This is a genomic window from Nocardioides luti (assembly GCF_014212315.1).
GTDB classification, from domain to species: domain Bacteria; phylum Actinomycetota; class Actinomycetes; order Propionibacteriales; family Nocardioidaceae; genus Nocardioides; species Nocardioides luti.
Genome location: NZ_JACKXE010000001.1, coordinates 540,871 through 556,261 on the forward strand (window position 1 = coordinate 540,871; position 15,391 = coordinate 556,261).

The following is a 15,391-nucleotide window of genomic DNA, read 5'->3' on the forward strand; positions in this document are numbered from 1 at the left end:
GAGTCTACGCGGCTAGAGGGTGACGACCGCGATGGCGGGCTCGTGCAGGCTGCCGAGCCAGACCCGGCCCTCGTGCTCCCGGACGCCGGTCACCATGTGGTAGCCCGGCGTGTCGACGTCGACGTCGTGCACCAGGGCCCCCGCGTCGTCGTACGCCTGGACGCGGACGGTGCGCTTCGGCTTCGGCTGGACCCTCTCGGGGATCCGGGTGACCTGGCGGCGCAGCCAGGGCGGGCTCGTCTGGAGCCGCTCGACGACCGGGTCGCGCGGTGAGGCGATCGTGACCCAGACCAGGCCGTCGGAGCCGCGGGCGATGTTGTCGGGGTAGCCCGGCAGGTCCTGCACGAGGAAGTCGCGGGTGCCGGCCCGCTCCCCGGTGAGCCAGTGGCGGACCACCGTGCGGGCCCCGGTCTCGGCGACCGCGACGTACGACTCGTCCGCGCTGAGCGCGACCCCGTTGGCGAAGGCCAGCCCGTCGAGCACCACATCGACGGCACCGTCCGTGCCCAGGCGGAGCAGCCGCCCCGTGCGGGTGTTCTGGACGAAGTCGTCCTTCCAGCGGTCGATGCCGAACTGCGTGGAGGAGTCGGAGAACCACACCGTGCCGTCGCCCGCGATGGCGGCGTTGTTGCAGAAGCGCATCTGGCGGCCGGCGACCGAGTCCGTGACCCGCTCGACCGCGCCGCTCGCGGTGTCGACGCGCAGCAGGCCGCGACGCGCGTCGCACACCAGCAGGCGACCGTCGCCGTCGAGCTCGAGCCCCAGGGGGCGCCCCTCGGTCTGGGCGACCCGCTCGATGCGGCGGCCGTCGTGGGAGACCCGGTAGACGCTGCCGTCCTCGGTCCCGGTGAACACCGACCCCTCGTCGGGACCGTGGGTCGCGACGACCACGTCCTCGGCGCCGTGGGAGGGGACGAGGACGACGTCGATGCGCTGGCTGCTCACCGGGCCATCGTGGCGCACCGGTCAAGCCCCGTCGCTCAGCCCGCGAGGGAACGGACGACGAGCACGACCGCGCTGGCCGCGCTGATGACCAGCACGGCGGGCCGGACGACGTGGGCCGGGAGCCGACGCCGCAGCGGGATCCCGGCGACCACGCCCAGCACGACGGCCGGGAGCAGCACCGCGCACGCGTGCAGCTGGTGCAGGGTCAGGTCACCCGAGATCGTCAGGCCGACCAGGCTGATCGCGGCGCCGATGAGGAAGTAGACCGCCATCGTGCTGCGGATCTGGTGCGGCGGGCGGTGCTGGTAGAGCAGGGCGTACGGCGGCCCGCCGATCGAGGTGGCCGTCCCGGTCACGCCGCCGATGAAGCCGGCGACGCTCAGGCTGGTGCGGGTGATCGGCACCGTCACGACCTTCCAGGTCAGCAGCACCGCGACGAGCACCATGCCCCCGACGGAGATCCCGAGCTCGCGCTCGGACAGGTGCGACACCACCCAGACGCCGAGGGCGGTGCCGACGATGCGCGACGGGAGCGACCAGTTGAGGCCGGGCCAGTCGATGTCCTCGTGGTCGTGCAGCAGGGTCACGCACGGGAGCAGCAGCGCGAGCGCGATCAGCACGCCCGGCATCAGCTGCGGCTCGGCCATCGTGATGACCGGCGCGGCGACCAGGCCGATGCCGAGGCCGACGACGGCCTGCATGGTGCTGCCCACGAGGACGGCCAGGAACACGAGCGCCAGGGCACCCGTGGAGACGCCCGCGATCACGCGGGGGTCACGCGGTGGTGGGGGCGACGGCAGCGGCGTACGCCGGCGAGTCGAGCAGGGCGGGCAGGGCGATGCCCGCGGCGGCGGTGAGGTCGAGCGTCGGCGCCACGGCCGGGTCGACGAAGACCATCTGGCGACCCTCGTGGCACTCGATCCCGGCGTCGGTGAGGGTGGTGGCCCCGACGAACAGGGTGAACTCGTCGTCCTGGCCGCAGTGCTCGTGGAAGACCAGGAACGGGCCGAGCGCCTCGAGACCACCGTCGAGGCGGACCCCGGTCTCCTCCTCGAGCTCGCGGTAGGCCGCCTGCTCGTAGGTCTCGCCCTCCTCCACGCTGCCGCCCGGGAAGCCCCAGCGCTCGGGGTCGATCACCGGGTGCTCGTCGCGCTCCTGGAGCAGGACCCACCCGCGGGGGTCGACGAGGGCGACGCTGGAGAACCGGTGCACGGCGCTCAGGTTACCGGCGAAGGCCTGCCGACCCGGCGCCGCCGTGGCATCGTGCGGGGCATGCAGCGGCACCACTCGGGACCGAGCTCCCGCCGTACGTCGTCGGCGACGGCACTCCTGGCCACGATCGTCCTCGCGGCGACCTCCTCCACCGTCCTGCCCGCCTCCCCCGTGGCGGCCGCCCACGCCGACCCGCGGGGCCAGGCGGCGCCGCTGGTGACCGGCTACGTGCTGGACGGCGCTCCCGACCGGCTGGTCCACGACAACGCCTCCGGGCTCGACGAGCTCGGCGTCGACGGCGTCGCCCTCGACTCCGACGGGGCCGGCGTCGCCGACCCGAGCGACGGCGCCGTGCGCCTGCTGGGCACCGCGCACGACGACGGCCTGCGTGCCGAGCTGCTGATCCACAACTACAGCAGCGAGATCGGCGACTTCGACTCCACCGCGGCGGCCCGGCTGCTCCGCGACGACGACCACGTGCGGGCGGTCGCCCAGCGGCTCGCCGACATCGCCGTCGACCAGGGCTGGGACGGCATCACCGTCGACCTCGAGTCGCTGCACCGCAAGGACGCCGACGGGCTGGTGCTGCTGATGAGCGAGCTGCAGTCCCGGATGCCGGCTGCGAAGACGGTCACCGTCGACCTGATGGCCTCCACCGACCTGCGGGAGTTCCGGGCCCGCGGCTACAGGCTGGCGGCGATCGCCGGGGTGGCCGACGTGGTCGCGGTGATGACCTACGACCAGCACGGCCCCGGCTGGTCCGGCCCCGGGCCGGTCGGCGGCCTCGCGTGGCAGCGCGACGTCCTCGACACCCTGACCTCGAGGGTGCCGGTGGACCAGGTCGACCTCGGCGTGGCCGGCTACGGCTACACCTGGCCGAAGCACGGCACCGGCCGCACCGTGACGGTCCCCGCCGCCCGCCGACTCGTGCAGAAGGACGGCGCGAAGGCCGTCTGGAAGCGCCGGGCGGCCGAGTGGACCGCCCGCCTCTCCAACGGCACGGTCCTGTGGTGGTCCGACGGCCGGTCGTTCCGCAAGCGGCAGGCCCTCGCCGCGTCGTACGGCGTCCGCGGGCTCGCCCTGTGGCGGCTCGGCTCCACCGACACCCTTTGACTGCCCCGGTGGTTGAGGAGGTCGCGCAGCGACCGTCTCGAAACCACCCCTGGCGTCACCCGGTGGGTGATGAAGGCGCCCTGGCGTCACCCGGTGGTTGAGGAAGGCGCCCTGGCGTCACCCGGTGGTTGAGGAAGGCGCCCTGGCGCCTGTCTCGAAACCACCACGCCCTGTGTGGTCGATCGGTGTCACCGGATGACACCGATCAACCACATAGGCGCCACGGACGGGGGTACCGTCGAGCCATGTTCGGTCTGGGCGTCTTCGAGCTGCTCATCATCGCGATCGTCGTGCTGGTCCCGATCGCGCTGCTGGTGCTCGTGGTCACGATGCTGTCGAACCGCCGGCGCTGAGCCCGCGGGTCAGAGCCGCGCCACGAACCGCCGCCCGCGGATCGCCTCCTCGACGAGGCCGACCGCGCGGCGCAGGCCCTGCAGGCGGGCGTCCTCGGCCTGCCAGGTCTGCACGGCCGCCTCGACGACGTCGAGCAGAGCCACGTCGCGCAGGTCGGAGCGGGCCTCGCTGATCCCGCGGCGCGCCGCGGCCTGGGAGGCCTCGACGTGGAGCACGGCGAAGCGGGCCAGCACGACCAGGTGGCGCCGGAGCGCGGGATAGCCGCGGTAGTCCGGCGGGCAGATGTCGAGCAGCCAGTTGTGCGCCGTCCGCTCCCAGTCGGGGGCGTCGGGCGGGCGGACCTCGGCGGGCCAGCCGGGCGGGGCGACGTACGTGGGCATGGCTCGAGCGTACGCCATGGTCGAACACCTGTTCGACCGAACGGTGGTCCCGGCGGTCAGCCCACCGCGAAGCGCGCTTCGAGCTCCGCGAGCAGCGGGTCGCGCAGGCCGACGCAGTCCAGCGCCCAGAACGGCTCGGCGTAGACCAGCCGCCCGGTCATCCACTCCTCGCGGGCGTCGAACGCGACCACCTGGAACGCCGGGTCCGGGATCCGCACCGACGGCCGCTCGAAGCCGAGCGCGCTCCCCCGCTCCCACCCCCGGGCGCCGTAGAAGTCCGGCGAGCCCTCCAGGAACACGGCCGGTGCGCCCGAGGCGCGGGCGGCCGCGACCGCGGCGCTCAGCAGCGCCGTCCCGGTCCCGGACCCCTGGTGCGACGGCAGCACGCCGAGCGGGCTGAGCACCAGCACCTCGACCAGGGCGCGACGGGCGTCCACCCAGGAGCGGCTGAGCTGGACGTGGCCCACGACCGCTCCGTCCGCCTCGGCCACGAGGCTGGTGCGGGTGGCGCCCGAGGCGTCCAGTGCGTCGACCATCGCGACGACGTCGTCGCCGTGCCCGTCGAAGGCCTCGCGCACCACCCGGCGTACGCCCTCACGGTCCGCGGGCCGCGCCTCCCGGATCGACGTCGCGCTCATCCGCGGTCCGCCAGGAAGCTCAGCCGCACCTCGCGGACGGGGTTGTCGACGTTGAGGTCCACGAGGCAGATGCTCTGCCAGGTGCCGAGCGCCAGGCGACCGTCCAGCACCGGGACGGTGGCGTAGGGCGGCACGATCGCGGGCATCACGTGCGAGCGCCCGTGGCCCGGGCTGCCGTGCCGGTGCTGCCACCGGTCGTCGGCCGGGAGCAGGTCGGCGAGGGCGGCCAGCAGGTCGTCGTCGCTGCCGGCGCCGGTCTCGAGGATCGCGATCCCGGCGGTGGCGTGCGGCACGAAGACGTGGAGCAGCCCGTCGCCGCGGCCGGCGGCGTACGCCGTGCAGTCGGCCGTGAGGTCGAGGACCGCCTCGCGGTCGCCGGTGCGGTAGGTGCGGGTCTCGGAGTCCATCGGGCCATCCTGTCAGCCGGCTCCCCAGCGGGTTGCCGGTGACGCCGGGGGTTACCGCGACGAAACGACAACGTCTCGCGCGCGACCCACCCGAGCCGTGCCGGGACGCTAGCCTCCGCGCATGGAGGTGCTGTCGGTGTCGTGGCGCTCCGACCTGGCCCTGCTCGCCCTCGGGGGCAGCACGGTCGAGCACCACCGCAACTTCGTGGCCGTCCGGTCCCCCGACCGGCCCACCGCGACCTGGGCCAACTTCCTCCTCCTCCGCCGGCGACCCACCACGCCGGAGCTGGGCCGCCTCGACGACCTCTTCCGCGAGACGTTCCCCGATGCCCGGCACCGGGCGTACGCCGTGGACGACCCGCACGCGACGCCGGACGACCTCGACCCCCTCGAGCGTGCGGGCTTCCGGGTCGCACTCACCGAGGCCCTGACCGCCGCCGAGCCCGCGGCGCCCCGCAGCCCGCACCTGTCCGCCCGCGTGCGTCCTCTGCACGGCGACACCGACTGGCAGCAGCGCGTCGAGCTGGTCGCGGAGTGCTCGGGCGCGACCGCCGACACGGTGCAGCGCCGGGTCGCGACCGAACGCCGGATCGCGGAGCGGAGCGGCGGGTGCTGGTTCGGCGCGTTCGAGGGCGAGCGGATGGTCGCCGGGATCGGCACCGTGCCGACCGGCGACGGCGTGGTCCGGATGCAGGCCGTCGACGTGCTCCGCGACTTCCGCGGCCGCGGGCTGGCCGGGACCCTCGTGCACCTCGCGGGGCGCCAGGCGCGCGAGCACCCGGGCGTGGAGCGGCTGCTGGTCGTCGGCAGCCGGGACGGGCACGGGCTGCCGGTCTACCGCGACCTGGGCTTCCGCACCGTCGAGCGCCAGGCCTCCGCCGAGCGCGCGGGCCAGCCGTAACTCACACGGTCGTGCTGTCGCCGCCGCTGCCGTCGGTGAGTCCGCCGGCGCACGAGGCGAACGGCTCGGGCGCGGTGTGGCCGTCGCCGAAGGCGGCGACGAACAGCGCCAGCCGCGGGTCGTCGGCGCCCGTGAGCCGGAGCTGGCGCTCCCAGACCGTCACGACGACCGGCGCCGGCAGGCCGTCGTACGGCGACATGATCCCGTCCTCGGGCAGCGCCGCCTCCAGCGTCGCGACGTCGGCCGCGTCGAGGTCCGGGTCGTAGGTGATCCAGACGCCGCCGTGCTCGAGGTCGTGCACGGCGTTCTCGTCGCGGACCGGGGCGTCGTAGGCGCCGCAGTCCAGCCACTCGGGGTCGTGCGGGCCGCCGGCGGGCGGGACGGCGTCGTAGTCGACGTCGCCCGACACGTGGTCGGTGCGCTCGTCGACGAACACCTGCACGTCGTCGAGGTTCGCGGCCGCCACCGTCGCGTCCTGGGCGTCCTGGTCGGCCCGCACCTGCTGGACGGCCACCGGGACGAGGACGGCGAGCGCGATCACGAGGACCGCGGAGCCCATCGCCAGCACGATGGGCCACCGGCTGCGACGCGGCTCGGGGGCGGGCTCGCGCTCGGGTCCGTACACCGGCCCGGGCGCGGAGTCCGACTGGGCGTCCGACTCGGCGTCGGTCTCGGGACGGGGCGGGAAGAGCTCCGACATCAGCGCTCCAGGGCGCGCTCGACCCGCTCGACCTTGGCGGTCAGCTGGCCGTCGTACCCCGGGCGGATGTCGGCCTTGAGCACCAGCCCGACCCGCGGCGACACGGCGGCGACGACCTCGACGGCCTGCTTCACGACCGCCATCACCTCGTCCCACTCGCCCTCGATGTTCGTGAACATCGCGTTGGTCTCGTTGGGCAGCCCGGACTCGCGCACGACGCGCACGGCGGCGGCCACGGCCTCGGACACACCGCCCGTCTCGTCGGCGGCGGTCGGGGAGATGCTGAAGGCCACGATCATGTCCCCAACCTAGCCCGGGCGGTGGAGGATGGCCCGGTGACGGGGTGGCGCGCGGGCGCGGTGGCAGGGGTGGCGGCGCTGGTCGCGCTCGCCGGCTGTACGCCGAGCGCGGAGGCCCCGGCGCCGGACAGCTCGTCGCCGGCGGCTGCGGCCTCGTCGTCCGAGCCGGCTCCGGAGCCCACCCCGGCGGCCCAGCACCACGTGGTCCCGGCGGTCATGCTCAGCTCGGTGATCCGCACCCCGGACGGTCCGATCGACACCGGCATCGCCCACCCGGCGACCTTCCTGCAGACCCGGACCGGCTTCGTCGTGCAGGACACCCGCGGGGCGACGTACGCCGTCGAGGGCGGGGACGTGCGCCGGATCGGGCGCTCGGACCCGGCGTGGACCCGCCTCACGGCGGACCCGGGCGGACGGTACGTCGCCTTCGCGGGGGCCGGCAGCGGCGACCTGCGCGTCTACGACAGCGTCCGGCACCGGATCGTGCTGGCCGACCGGATCCCGACGTCCTGCGACGTGATCGCGTGCGTCTTCCTCGACGACCATGCCGCCTACACCCCGAGCGCGGTCCCGAACGACTACATCGCCCAGCCGTACCGCCGGCCGATGGTCGATCAGCACGGGACCCGCACCGTCCGGCTCCTCCAGCAGCACCGCCTCTCCCCCTCGGGCGGCTACGTGACGTCATTCGGAGCGCAGGACAGGCTCCGGGTCCGCACCTTCGACGGCGGCGACGACGTCACCCCGGCGATCCCGGACGGCCCGGTCCGCCAGCTGGTCTGGCTGGCGCCGGACTCGTTCACCGTCGAGGTGGAGACGGCCTCGCTGATCTCCCCGCCGGACGGCGACGTCTGGCACCTGCTCAGCTGCTCGATCCCCTCGGGCACGTGCGAGAACGCGCTGACCGGCGTGACCGGCACGGCCCTCTCCATCCCGGGCACCCCGATCCGCAGCTCACCGCCGCCGAGCTAGGACCCGGCTACCCGCGGGTGGTCGCCGTCTCGTCGTCGAGCCCGGGCACGAGCGTCCGCAGCCGGGCGAGCGCGTCGCGCGCCTGCGACTTCACGGTGCCCACCGACACCCCCAGCGCGTCGGCGGTCTGCCGCTCGGTGAGGTCCTCGTAGTAGCGCAGCACGACCACCGCCCGCTGCCGCGGCGCGAGCAGCGCGAGCGCCGCGCGCAGGTCCAGGCCGTCGCTCCTGTCGACACCCGGGGGCGCCACCCGGTCCGGCAGCACCTCGGTCGGCACCTCCCGCCACCGTCGGCGGCGCCAGCGCGACACGCTCTCCCGCGCCAGGATCGTCCGGACGTACGGCTCCGGGTGGTGCGCGATCCGGCCCCAGTGCGGCACGGCCTTGACCAGCGCCACCTGCACCAGGTCCTCGGCGTCGTCGTGACTGCCCGTGAGGAGGTACGCCGTCCGCAGCAGCGCCTGCCGACGGGCCGCCACGAACTCCTCGAACCCGGCCCGACCGGGCCCGGCCGACCGCCCCGACGCGTCAGGCCCGGACACGTCGCCTCCACCAGCGCAGCCCGAGCCCGCCCGCACCGAGGGCGAGCACGCCGAGAAGCACCGTCAGCCGCGGGTCGAGCGGCGTCGGCGGCTCCACCCCCGCCACCGTCGGGTCGGCCAGCAGGTCGGTCGCGAGCTGGAGGTTGAGCGACTCGTGGGCGGTCGAGCGGATCAGCGTCTCGGCGCCGCCCGACGGCACCGTCACCCGCACCACGTCCATGCCCTCGGAGCCCGGCCCCAGCTCGCGGAGCGTCACCACGTGCTCGGGGTCGGTCCAGCCGAGCACGGACACCGTGCTCCCGGTCCGCGGGACCCGCACGAGTTGGGCCTGTCGCGGTCCTCCGGCCCCGCCGTCCGAGATCGGGCCGGCCAGCAGGTCGCCCGGGGTGACGCCCGGGTCCAGGGTGGCGAACCGGGTCGCCGTGGCGTCCAGCGCCCGGCTGACCACCAGCCCCTCGTCCCCGGGCACGCGGAACCTCGTCAGCGTGGCGCTCGGGTCCTCGACCCGGCTGACGACGACGCTGTGGTGCGAGCCGTCCCTCAGCAGGAGGCCTGCCCCGGCGGCGGCGACGTACCGCGCGCCCCGCCCCTCGGTGGCGGCCGCCGGGCCCGGCTCGCCGACCGTCCAGATCTGCGGACCGTCCGACGACGCACCGAAGCCGCTGCCCCCTTCCGCGGCGCTCTCGGTGATCTGGCCGGCGTCGACGACGAGGTGGTCGGCGTCGGCCCAGGCGAGCGTCATCGGCATCAGCCCGTGCTCGACGGTCGGGCGGTACGCCGTCACCTCGCCCGTCGTCGTGTCGTAGAGCCCCACGCCCACGACCGGGACCTCCGCCGAGCCGGGGTTGGCGGCCCCCGACGGGGTGCCGGTCAGCCAGTAGGCCACGTGCCGCCCGTCGGGCGACAGCGCCGCGTCGGTGATGCCGAGCTGGTACGCCGCGTCGGGGAGGTCCAGGAAGCGGTAGTCCCCCGTCTCGGCCGAGATCCCCACCAGCGCGAGGTGGCTGCCGACCATCTCCCCGCGAGCCGCGGGGAGCAGCGCGGCGAGCTGCCCCAGCGGACCGCCCTCCTCCGTGCCGTCCAGCCAGGGGCTCGGCGACCAGATCCGGTCCGGCAGCCCCGGGGCAGGACCGGCGGGCGCCGGGTCGGGCACCCGTCCCTGCTGCCAGGTCACCCCGGCGATCCCGACCAGGACCAGCACGGCGACCAGCGCGATCGCGACGGTGCCGGCGCGGCGCACCCGCCCGTAGCGCCGCCCCCGCTCCCACAACCCGGTCTCGGGCAGGGCGGACGGCGCCTCGTCGGCCAGCGCGGCCAGGCGTTCGTGCAGCGTGCTCATGGGTCCTCCTCGACCAGCCTCACAGACCACTACGTCGTCGGAGGCGCAGAAGGAGGGGGAAGTCGGGTGAGAACTTCCGCGCCGGGCCCTACGGTCGGCAGATGCACTACCCCGACAAGCCCCGCCCCGGCGACCGCGTCGCCGTCCTCTCCCCCGGCACCGCGCTGCCCGCGGTCTTCCCGCACCCCTTCGACCTCGGGCTGCGCCGCCTGGAGGAGCGCTACGAGGTGCGCGCGGTCGAGTTCCCCACCACCCGCAAGCTGGGCGCCAGCCCGGCCCAGCGGGCGGCCGACGTGCACGCGGCGTTCGCGGACCCCGACATCCGCGCGGTGCTCACGAGCATCGGCGGCAACGACCAGATCAAGGTGCTGGCCCACCTCGACGCCGACCTGCTGCGGGAGAACCCCAAGCCGTTCTTCGGGCTCAGCGACAACACCAACCTCCACCACTTCCTGTTCGGCCAGGGCCTGGTGTCCTACTCCGGCGGGACCGTGATGACGATGCTCGGCCGCGACGGGGCGATGCACGAGCAGAGCGCGCGCTCCTTCGAGGCGGCGCTGTTCGGCAGCGGCTGGTTCGACCTCGAGCCGGCGGTCGACTTCACCGACATGAACCGCGACTGGGGCGACCCCGCGCACCTCGAGACCGAGCCGCCGATGCTGCCGGGCACCGGCTGGCAGTGGCACCAGGTCGCCGCCGACAGCCCTCCCGTCGAGGGCCGGCTGTGGGGCGGCTGCCTGGAGATCGTCGACTTCCAGCTCCGGACCGGTCGCTACCTCCTGGAGGACGCGGCGTACGACGGCTGCGTGCTGTTCCTCGAGACGTCGGAGGAGCTGCCGAGCGCCCAGTACGTCGGCGAGGTGCTCATGTGCCTCGGCGAGCGCGGGCTGCTGCAGCGGTTCTCCGGGCTGCTCATGGGTCGGCCCCGCGCCTGGGTCTTCGGGACGCCCGACGACCCGTCCTTCCGCGCGGCCTACGTCGAGGCGCAGCACGCGGCGGTGCTGGCCGCGTTCGCGGAGTACTCCCCCGACGTGCCGGTCGTGCTCGACGTCGACCTCGGGCACACGGACCCGAACCTCGTCGTCCCGCACGGCGGGGACTGCCGGATCGACCCGGCGGCGGGGACGGTCAGCGTCCGCTACTGACCGGCACCCGGCTCAGCACGGTCCGCGACAGCACCAGCAGCCACACCGACGCGTAGACGACGCTGGTCAGCACGTCGGTCAGGTGGTGCGCGCCCTGGTAGAGCCGCGCCAGCAGCACGAACACCGGCAGCACCAGCAGCAACCAGACCCAGCGGCGCGAGGCCCGTGCGTAGACCAGCGAGAGCAGCACGATCCCGCCGTACGCCGCCACGGCGGTCGCCACGTGGCCGGACGGGAAGCTGTGGTCGGGCACCAGGCCCGGGTCCAGGATCTTGACCGGCGGCCGCTGGCGCGTGTCGATCGAGGTGGTGATCGCGTAGAGCCCGCCGATGCCGGCGGCGACGAGCCCCATGAACAGGGCCGGCAGCCAGGTGCGGCGCCACACGCAGAAGACGACCGCGGCCAGGGCGGCCACGCCCCAGCCGACCATGGTCTCGCCGAAGAACGTGCCGATGTCGCCGAGCGGGTTCAGCGTCGACGAGCGCTGATCGGCGAACCAGCGTGAGACGTCGTTGTCCCACGGGTTGACCGAGCTCTTGAGCTGGTGGGTGATCAGCCAGCCGAAGCCGACCACGACGCCGAGGATGGCGGCCCAGGAGACGACGACGATGCCGGCGGCTGCGGCCGGACGAGGTGCACGGGACATGCGCGTCAGTCTGCGGCATCCCCGCCGGAGAACGCCGACGGCCCGCCGTTCCCGGGGGGGAACGACGGGCCGAGCGGGTGTCGATCAGGCCTTGCGGAGGTTCCGCAGGACGTACTGCATGATGCCGCCGTTGCGGTAGTAGTTCGCCTCGCCGGGGGTGTCGATGCGGACGACCGCGTCGAACTCCACGTCGCCGGCGGTGACCTTGACGGTCTTCGGCGTGCTGCCCTCGTTGAGGGCGGTGATCCCGGAGATCGAGAAGGTCTCCTCGCCGGTCAGGCCGAGCGACTCGGCGTTCTGCCCCTCGGGGAACTGCAGCGGGATGACGCCCATGCCGATCAGGTTCGAGCGGTGGATGCGCTCGTAGGACTCGGCGATGACGGCCTTGACGCCCAGGAGCGAGGTGCCCTTGGCCGCCCAGTCGCGCGACGAGCCGGAGCCGTACTCCTTGCCGCAGAGCACGACCAACGGGGTGCCGGCCGCGGCGTACGCCTCGGAGGCCTCGTAGATCGTGGTGACCGGCGCGTCGTCCTGGGTGAAGTCGCGCGTGAAGCCACCCTCGGTGCCGGGCGCCAGCTGGTTGCGCAGCCGGATGTTGGCGAAGGTGCCGCGGATCATGACCTCGTGGTTGCCGCGGCGCGAGCCATAGCTGTTGAAGTCGCGGTTCTCGACACCGTGCTCGGCGAGGTACTTGCCCGCGGGCGAGTCCTTCTTGATCGCGCCGGCCGGGCTGATGTGGTCGGTCGTGACCGAGTCACCCAGCTTGAGCAGCACCCGCGCGCCGTCGATGTCCTCGACGGGCGTGGGCTCGTCGGGCATCCCGTCGAAGTACGGGGGCTTGCGGACGTAGGTCGACTCCGGGTCCCAGGCGAAGGTCTTGCCCTCGGGGGTCGGGAGCGACTGCCACTGCTCGTCGCCGGCGAAGACGTCGGCGTAGTCCTTGCTGAACATCTCGGAGGTGATCGCGGTCGCGATGACGTCCTCGATCTCCTGCGCGGAGGGCCAGATGTCCTTCATGAAGACGTCGTTGCCGTCCTGGTCCTGGCCCAGCGGGTCGTTGAACAGGTCGACGTCCATCGAGCCGGCCAGAGCGTAGGCGACGACCAGCGGCGGGGACGCGAGGTAGTTCATCTTCACGTCGGGGTTGATCCGGCCCTCGAAGTTGCGGTTGCCCGACAGCACCGACACGACCGCGAGGTCGTTGTCGTTGACGGCCTGGCTGACCTCGGGGATGAGCGGGCCGGAGTTGCCGATGCAGGTCGTGCAGCCGTAGCCGACGAGGTTGAAGCCGAGCTTGTCGAGGTACGGCGTCAGGTTGGCCTTCTCGTAGTAGTCCGAGACGACCTTGGAGCCGGGCGCGAGCGTGGTCTTGACCCACGGCTTGCTGGTCAGGCCCTTCTCGACGGCGTTCTTGGCCAGCAGCGCCGCGCCGATCATGACCGACGGGTTCGACGTGTTGGTGCACGACGTGATCGCGGCGATCGCGACGGCGCCGTGGTCCAGCTCGAACTTCGTGCCGTCCGCCAGGGTGACCAGCGCCGGGTTGCTCGGGCGGCCGCCGTCGGCCGGGGCCGCGGAGACGTAGTCCTTCGGCGGGGCCGAGCCGTTGCCCTCGTGCGAGGGCGCGTCAGAGGCCGGGAAGGTCTCCGCGACGGTCTCGTCGTACCCCTGCTCGTCGCCGCTCTCGTCGACGTAGTCGGCGAGCGCGCCGCGGAAGCCCTCCTTGGCCTCGGACAGCGAGACGCGGTCCTGCGGGCGCTTGGGGCCGGCGAGCGACGGGACGACGGTGGAGACGTCGAGCTCGAGCTTCTCGGAGTAGCGCGGCTCGGCCGACGGGTCGTGCCAGAGGCCCTGCTCCTTGGCGTAGGCCTCGACCAGCGCGAGCTGCTCGTCGGAGCGGCCGGTGAGCTTGAGGTACTTCGTGGTCTCCTCGTCGATCGGGAAGACCGCGATCGTGGAGCCGAACTCCGGGCTCATGTTGCCGATCGTGGCGCGGTTGGCCAGCGGCAGCGCCGAGACGCCGGGGCCGTAGAACTCGACGAACTTGCCGACGACGCCGTGCTTGCGCAGCATCTCGGTGATCGTGAGGACCAGGTCGGTGGCGGTGGTGCCCTCGGGCAGGTCGCCGTTCAGCTTGAAGCCGACCACGCGCGGGATCAGCATGGAGACGGGCTGGCCGAGCATCGCCGCCTCGGCCTCGATGCCGCCGACGCCCCAACCGACCACGCCGATGCCGTTGACCATCGTGGTGTGGGAGTCGGTGCCGACGCAGGTGTCGGGGTAGGCCTGGAGCTCGCCATCCACCTCGCGGGTGAAGATCGTGCGGGCGAGGTGCTCGATGTTGACCTGGTGCACGATGCCGGTGCCGGGCGGGACGACCTTGAAGTCGTCGAAGGCGCCCTGGCCCCACCGCAGGAACTGGTAGCGCTCGCGGTTGCGCTCGTACTCGATCTCGACGTTGCGGCCGAACGCCTCGGGCGTGCCGAAGACGTCGGCGATCACCGAGTGGTCGATGACCATCTCGGCGGGCGCGAGCGGGTTGATCTTCGACGGGTCGCCGCCGAGGTCGGCCATCGCCTCGCGCATGGTGGCGAGGTCGACGACGCACGGGACGCCGGTGAAGTCCTGCATGATCACGCGCGCCGGCGTGAACTGGATCTCCTTGCTGGGGTCCGCGTCCGCGTCCCAGCCGGCGATCGCCTTGATGTCGTCGGCGGTGATGTCCGCGCCGTCCTCGGTGCGGAGGAGGTTCTCCAGCAGGACCTTCAGGCTGAAGGGGAGGCTCGCGACGTCCAGACCCTCACCCTCGACCGCGTCGAGGCGGAAGATCTCGTAGGACTTCCCGTCCACGTCCAGGGTGCCCTTGGCACCGAAGCTGTCCTGACTGGCCATCCGTCGTCTCCTCGTCGGTTGCGTCGATCGCTCGGGCCCATCTTGCCGCCGGAGCGGTGGGCGGGGGAAGTAAGGGAAGCCTTATCCCCCGCCGACCCGATATGTCTTGATGTCAAGATACATGAAGTCGAGACATCGGACAACGGCGGCGCCCGGGGCCAACGGGGTCGTGGTCATGCTGCGGAACGTGCCGTCGACTGCTCGCGGGCGCGTCGAGTCGTCCGGCGGGTGATCTCGAGGGACACGGCCAGCACGCCCAGGCTGACGAGAGCCGTGGCCACCCAGGCCAGCGCGGGCTCCCCTGCGAGGAGGTGGAACACGATCGCCGGCACCGCGAGTGCCCCAAGGGTTGCGCAGCCAACCGCGAGTGCCACCGCGCGCTCGCGACCGGTCATCCGCTCGTCGATGGCCTCGCGTGCGAGCAAGCGACGACCGGGTCGTCGCACCCAGTGCCAGAGCACCAAGTTGAGGCCCACCGTCGCCGCGAGGATGACCACGACAGCGACCGCTCCCGCACCGTTGCCCCTCACGAGGCTGATCACCAGCATCGGGACGAGCAGCACGACCGTCAGGGCCGAGGATGTCGTTGAGACGACGAGCCGTCGCCTCTGGGCTCTCGGCAGGTCCGAGAGTCTCCGGGGACGATCGGACCAGTTCCCTGCCGCCTCCTCGTAGTCGTGCCCGAAGTCCGAGGGAAGAGACACTCGATCGATCCGGTCGAGGACCAGCACGAAAACGCTCGCGGCCACGACCGTCGCGAGGAGAGAGACGTGCCCCGCGCTCTCGACGTAGCCGATGAACCCCGTCACCGTGGCGGCCAGCACGACGGTGAGCAGGAGGCGTTGGACCGGGCTGCGGTCTCGGCCGGTTGCCGTCACCGCCGTGACGTGCCCTTGTCGGAGCGATC

The 15,391-nt window shown here is 73.2% G+C and carries 18 protein-coding genes; 5 read left to right on the plus strand and 13 right to left on the minus strand.

The window, feature by feature from the left end; all coding sequences use genetic code 11:
* Positions 1 to 12: 12 nt before the first annotated feature.
* From H5V45_RS02515 to H5V45_RS02525, 3 genes are read right to left on the minus strand one after another with little or no spacing between them, the layout of a single operon-like run.
* Complete coding sequence (locus tag H5V45_RS02515) at positions 13 to 945, minus strand: SMP-30/gluconolactonase/LRE family protein (protein WP_185251484.1); 933 nt, start codon at positions 943 to 945, stop codon at positions 13 to 15.
* Between the two features lie 35 nt (positions 946 to 980).
* Positions 981 to 1,712 carry a sulfite exporter TauE/SafE family protein gene (locus H5V45_RS02520; RefSeq protein ID WP_343061387.1) on the minus strand — a complete coding sequence of 244 codons (732 nt, stop codon included), beginning with the start codon at positions 1,710 to 1,712 and terminating at the stop codon, positions 981 to 983.
* Between the two features lie 7 nt (positions 1,713 to 1,719).
* On the minus strand, positions 1,720 to 2,157 hold the full coding sequence (locus H5V45_RS02525) for an NUDIX domain-containing protein (protein WP_185251485.1): 438 nt from the start codon (positions 2,155 to 2,157) through the stop codon (positions 1,720 to 1,722).
* A gap of 60 nt (positions 2,158 to 2,217) precedes the next feature.
* On the opposite strand from H5V45_RS02525, the gene H5V45_RS02530 reads away from it, so the two are divergent.
* Together H5V45_RS02530 and H5V45_RS22200 are read left to right on the plus strand one after the other, a co-directional pair.
* Positions 2,218 to 3,270 (plus strand): glycosyl hydrolase family 18 protein, encoded by a 1,053-nt coding sequence (locus H5V45_RS02530; protein WP_185251486.1) that lies wholly within the window; start codon positions 2,218 to 2,220, stop codon positions 3,268 to 3,270.
* A 245-nt stretch (positions 3,271 to 3,515) separates the two neighbouring features.
* On the plus strand, positions 3,516 to 3,623 hold the full coding sequence (locus H5V45_RS22200; protein WP_281385813.1) for a twin-arginine translocase TatA/TatE family subunit: 108 nt from the start codon (positions 3,516 to 3,518) through the stop codon (positions 3,621 to 3,623).
* A 9-nt stretch (positions 3,624 to 3,632) separates the two neighbouring features.
* On the opposite strand, the gene H5V45_RS02535 is transcribed toward H5V45_RS22200, so the two are convergent.
* From H5V45_RS02535 to H5V45_RS02545, 3 genes are read right to left on the minus strand one after another with little or no spacing between them, the layout of a single operon-like run.
* Complete coding sequence (locus tag H5V45_RS02535) at positions 3,633 to 4,004, minus strand: hypothetical protein (protein ID WP_221633876.1); 372 nt, start codon at positions 4,002 to 4,004, stop codon at positions 3,633 to 3,635.
* A gap of 56 nt (positions 4,005 to 4,060) precedes the next feature.
* Positions 4,061 to 4,642 carry a GNAT family N-acetyltransferase gene (locus tag H5V45_RS02540; protein WP_185251488.1) on the minus strand — a complete coding sequence of 194 codons (582 nt, stop codon included), beginning with the start codon at positions 4,640 to 4,642 and terminating at the stop codon, positions 4,061 to 4,063.
* Positions 4,639 to 5,049, minus strand: a complete 411-nt coding sequence (locus tag H5V45_RS02545) for a YjbQ family protein (protein WP_185251489.1) — start codon at positions 5,047 to 5,049, stop codon at positions 4,639 to 4,641. The genes H5V45_RS02540 and H5V45_RS02545 overlap by 4 nt, the downstream gene beginning before the upstream one ends.
* A gap of 121 nt (positions 5,050 to 5,170) precedes the next feature.
* Between H5V45_RS02545 and H5V45_RS02550 the strand changes: the two genes are divergently transcribed.
* Positions 5,171 to 5,950, plus strand: a complete 780-nt coding sequence (locus H5V45_RS02550) for a GNAT family N-acetyltransferase (RefSeq protein WP_185251490.1) — start codon at positions 5,171 to 5,173, stop codon at positions 5,948 to 5,950.
* A gap of 1 nt (position 5,951) precedes the next feature.
* On the opposite strand, the gene H5V45_RS02555 is transcribed toward H5V45_RS02550, so the two are convergent.
* Positions 5,952 to 6,650 carry a DUF3105 domain-containing protein gene (locus H5V45_RS02555; RefSeq protein WP_185251491.1) on the minus strand — a complete coding sequence of 233 codons (699 nt, stop codon included), beginning with the start codon at positions 6,648 to 6,650 and terminating at the stop codon, positions 5,952 to 5,954.
* Positions 6,650 to 6,949, minus strand: a complete 300-nt coding sequence (locus H5V45_RS02560) for a thiamine-binding protein (protein ID WP_185251492.1) — start codon at positions 6,947 to 6,949, stop codon at positions 6,650 to 6,652. The genes H5V45_RS02555 and H5V45_RS02560 overlap by 1 nt, the downstream gene beginning before the upstream one ends.
* 36 nt (positions 6,950 to 6,985) lie before the next feature.
* On the opposite strand from H5V45_RS02560, the gene H5V45_RS02565 reads away from it, so the two are divergent.
* Complete coding sequence (locus H5V45_RS02565; RefSeq protein WP_185251493.1) at positions 6,986 to 7,921, plus strand: hypothetical protein; 936 nt, start codon at positions 6,986 to 6,988, stop codon at positions 7,919 to 7,921.
* A gap of 7 nt (positions 7,922 to 7,928) precedes the next feature.
* On the opposite strand, the gene H5V45_RS02570 is transcribed toward H5V45_RS02565, so the two are convergent.
* On the minus strand, positions 7,929 to 8,462 hold the full coding sequence (locus H5V45_RS02570) for a SigE family RNA polymerase sigma factor (protein ID WP_185251494.1): 534 nt from the start codon (positions 8,460 to 8,462) through the stop codon (positions 7,929 to 7,931).
* Positions 8,449 to 9,801, minus strand: a complete 1,353-nt coding sequence (locus H5V45_RS02575) for a hypothetical protein (protein ID WP_185251495.1) — start codon at positions 9,799 to 9,801, stop codon at positions 8,449 to 8,451. Before H5V45_RS02575 ends, H5V45_RS02570 begins: the two co-directional genes overlap by 14 nt.
* 101 nt (positions 9,802 to 9,902) lie before the next feature.
* Between H5V45_RS02575 and H5V45_RS02580 the strand changes: the two genes are divergently transcribed.
* On the plus strand, positions 9,903 to 10,946 hold the full coding sequence (locus tag H5V45_RS02580) for a S66 peptidase family protein (protein WP_185251496.1): 1,044 nt from the start codon (positions 9,903 to 9,905) through the stop codon (positions 10,944 to 10,946).
* On the opposite strand, the gene H5V45_RS02585 is transcribed toward H5V45_RS02580, so the two are convergent.
* The 3 genes from H5V45_RS02585 to H5V45_RS02595 form a co-directional block, all read right to left on the minus strand.
* The gene (locus tag H5V45_RS02585) at positions 10,930 to 11,592 is read right to left on the minus strand and encodes a phosphatase PAP2 family protein (protein WP_185251497.1); all 663 of its coding nucleotides are present in this window, start codon (positions 11,590 to 11,592) and stop codon (positions 10,930 to 10,932) included. The genes H5V45_RS02580 and H5V45_RS02585 overlap by 17 nt on opposite strands.
* An 84-nt stretch (positions 11,593 to 11,676) precedes the next feature.
* Positions 11,677 to 14,484, minus strand: coding sequence for an aconitate hydratase (locus H5V45_RS02590; RefSeq protein WP_185251498.1), 2,808 nt, complete (start codon positions 14,482 to 14,484; stop codon positions 11,677 to 11,679).
* A gap of 173 nt (positions 14,485 to 14,657) precedes the next feature.
* Entirely contained in the window at positions 14,658 to 15,308 is a 651-nt protein-coding gene (locus H5V45_RS02595; RefSeq protein ID WP_185251499.1) for a hypothetical protein, read from the minus strand.
* Positions 15,309 to 15,391 lie beyond the last annotated feature (83 nt).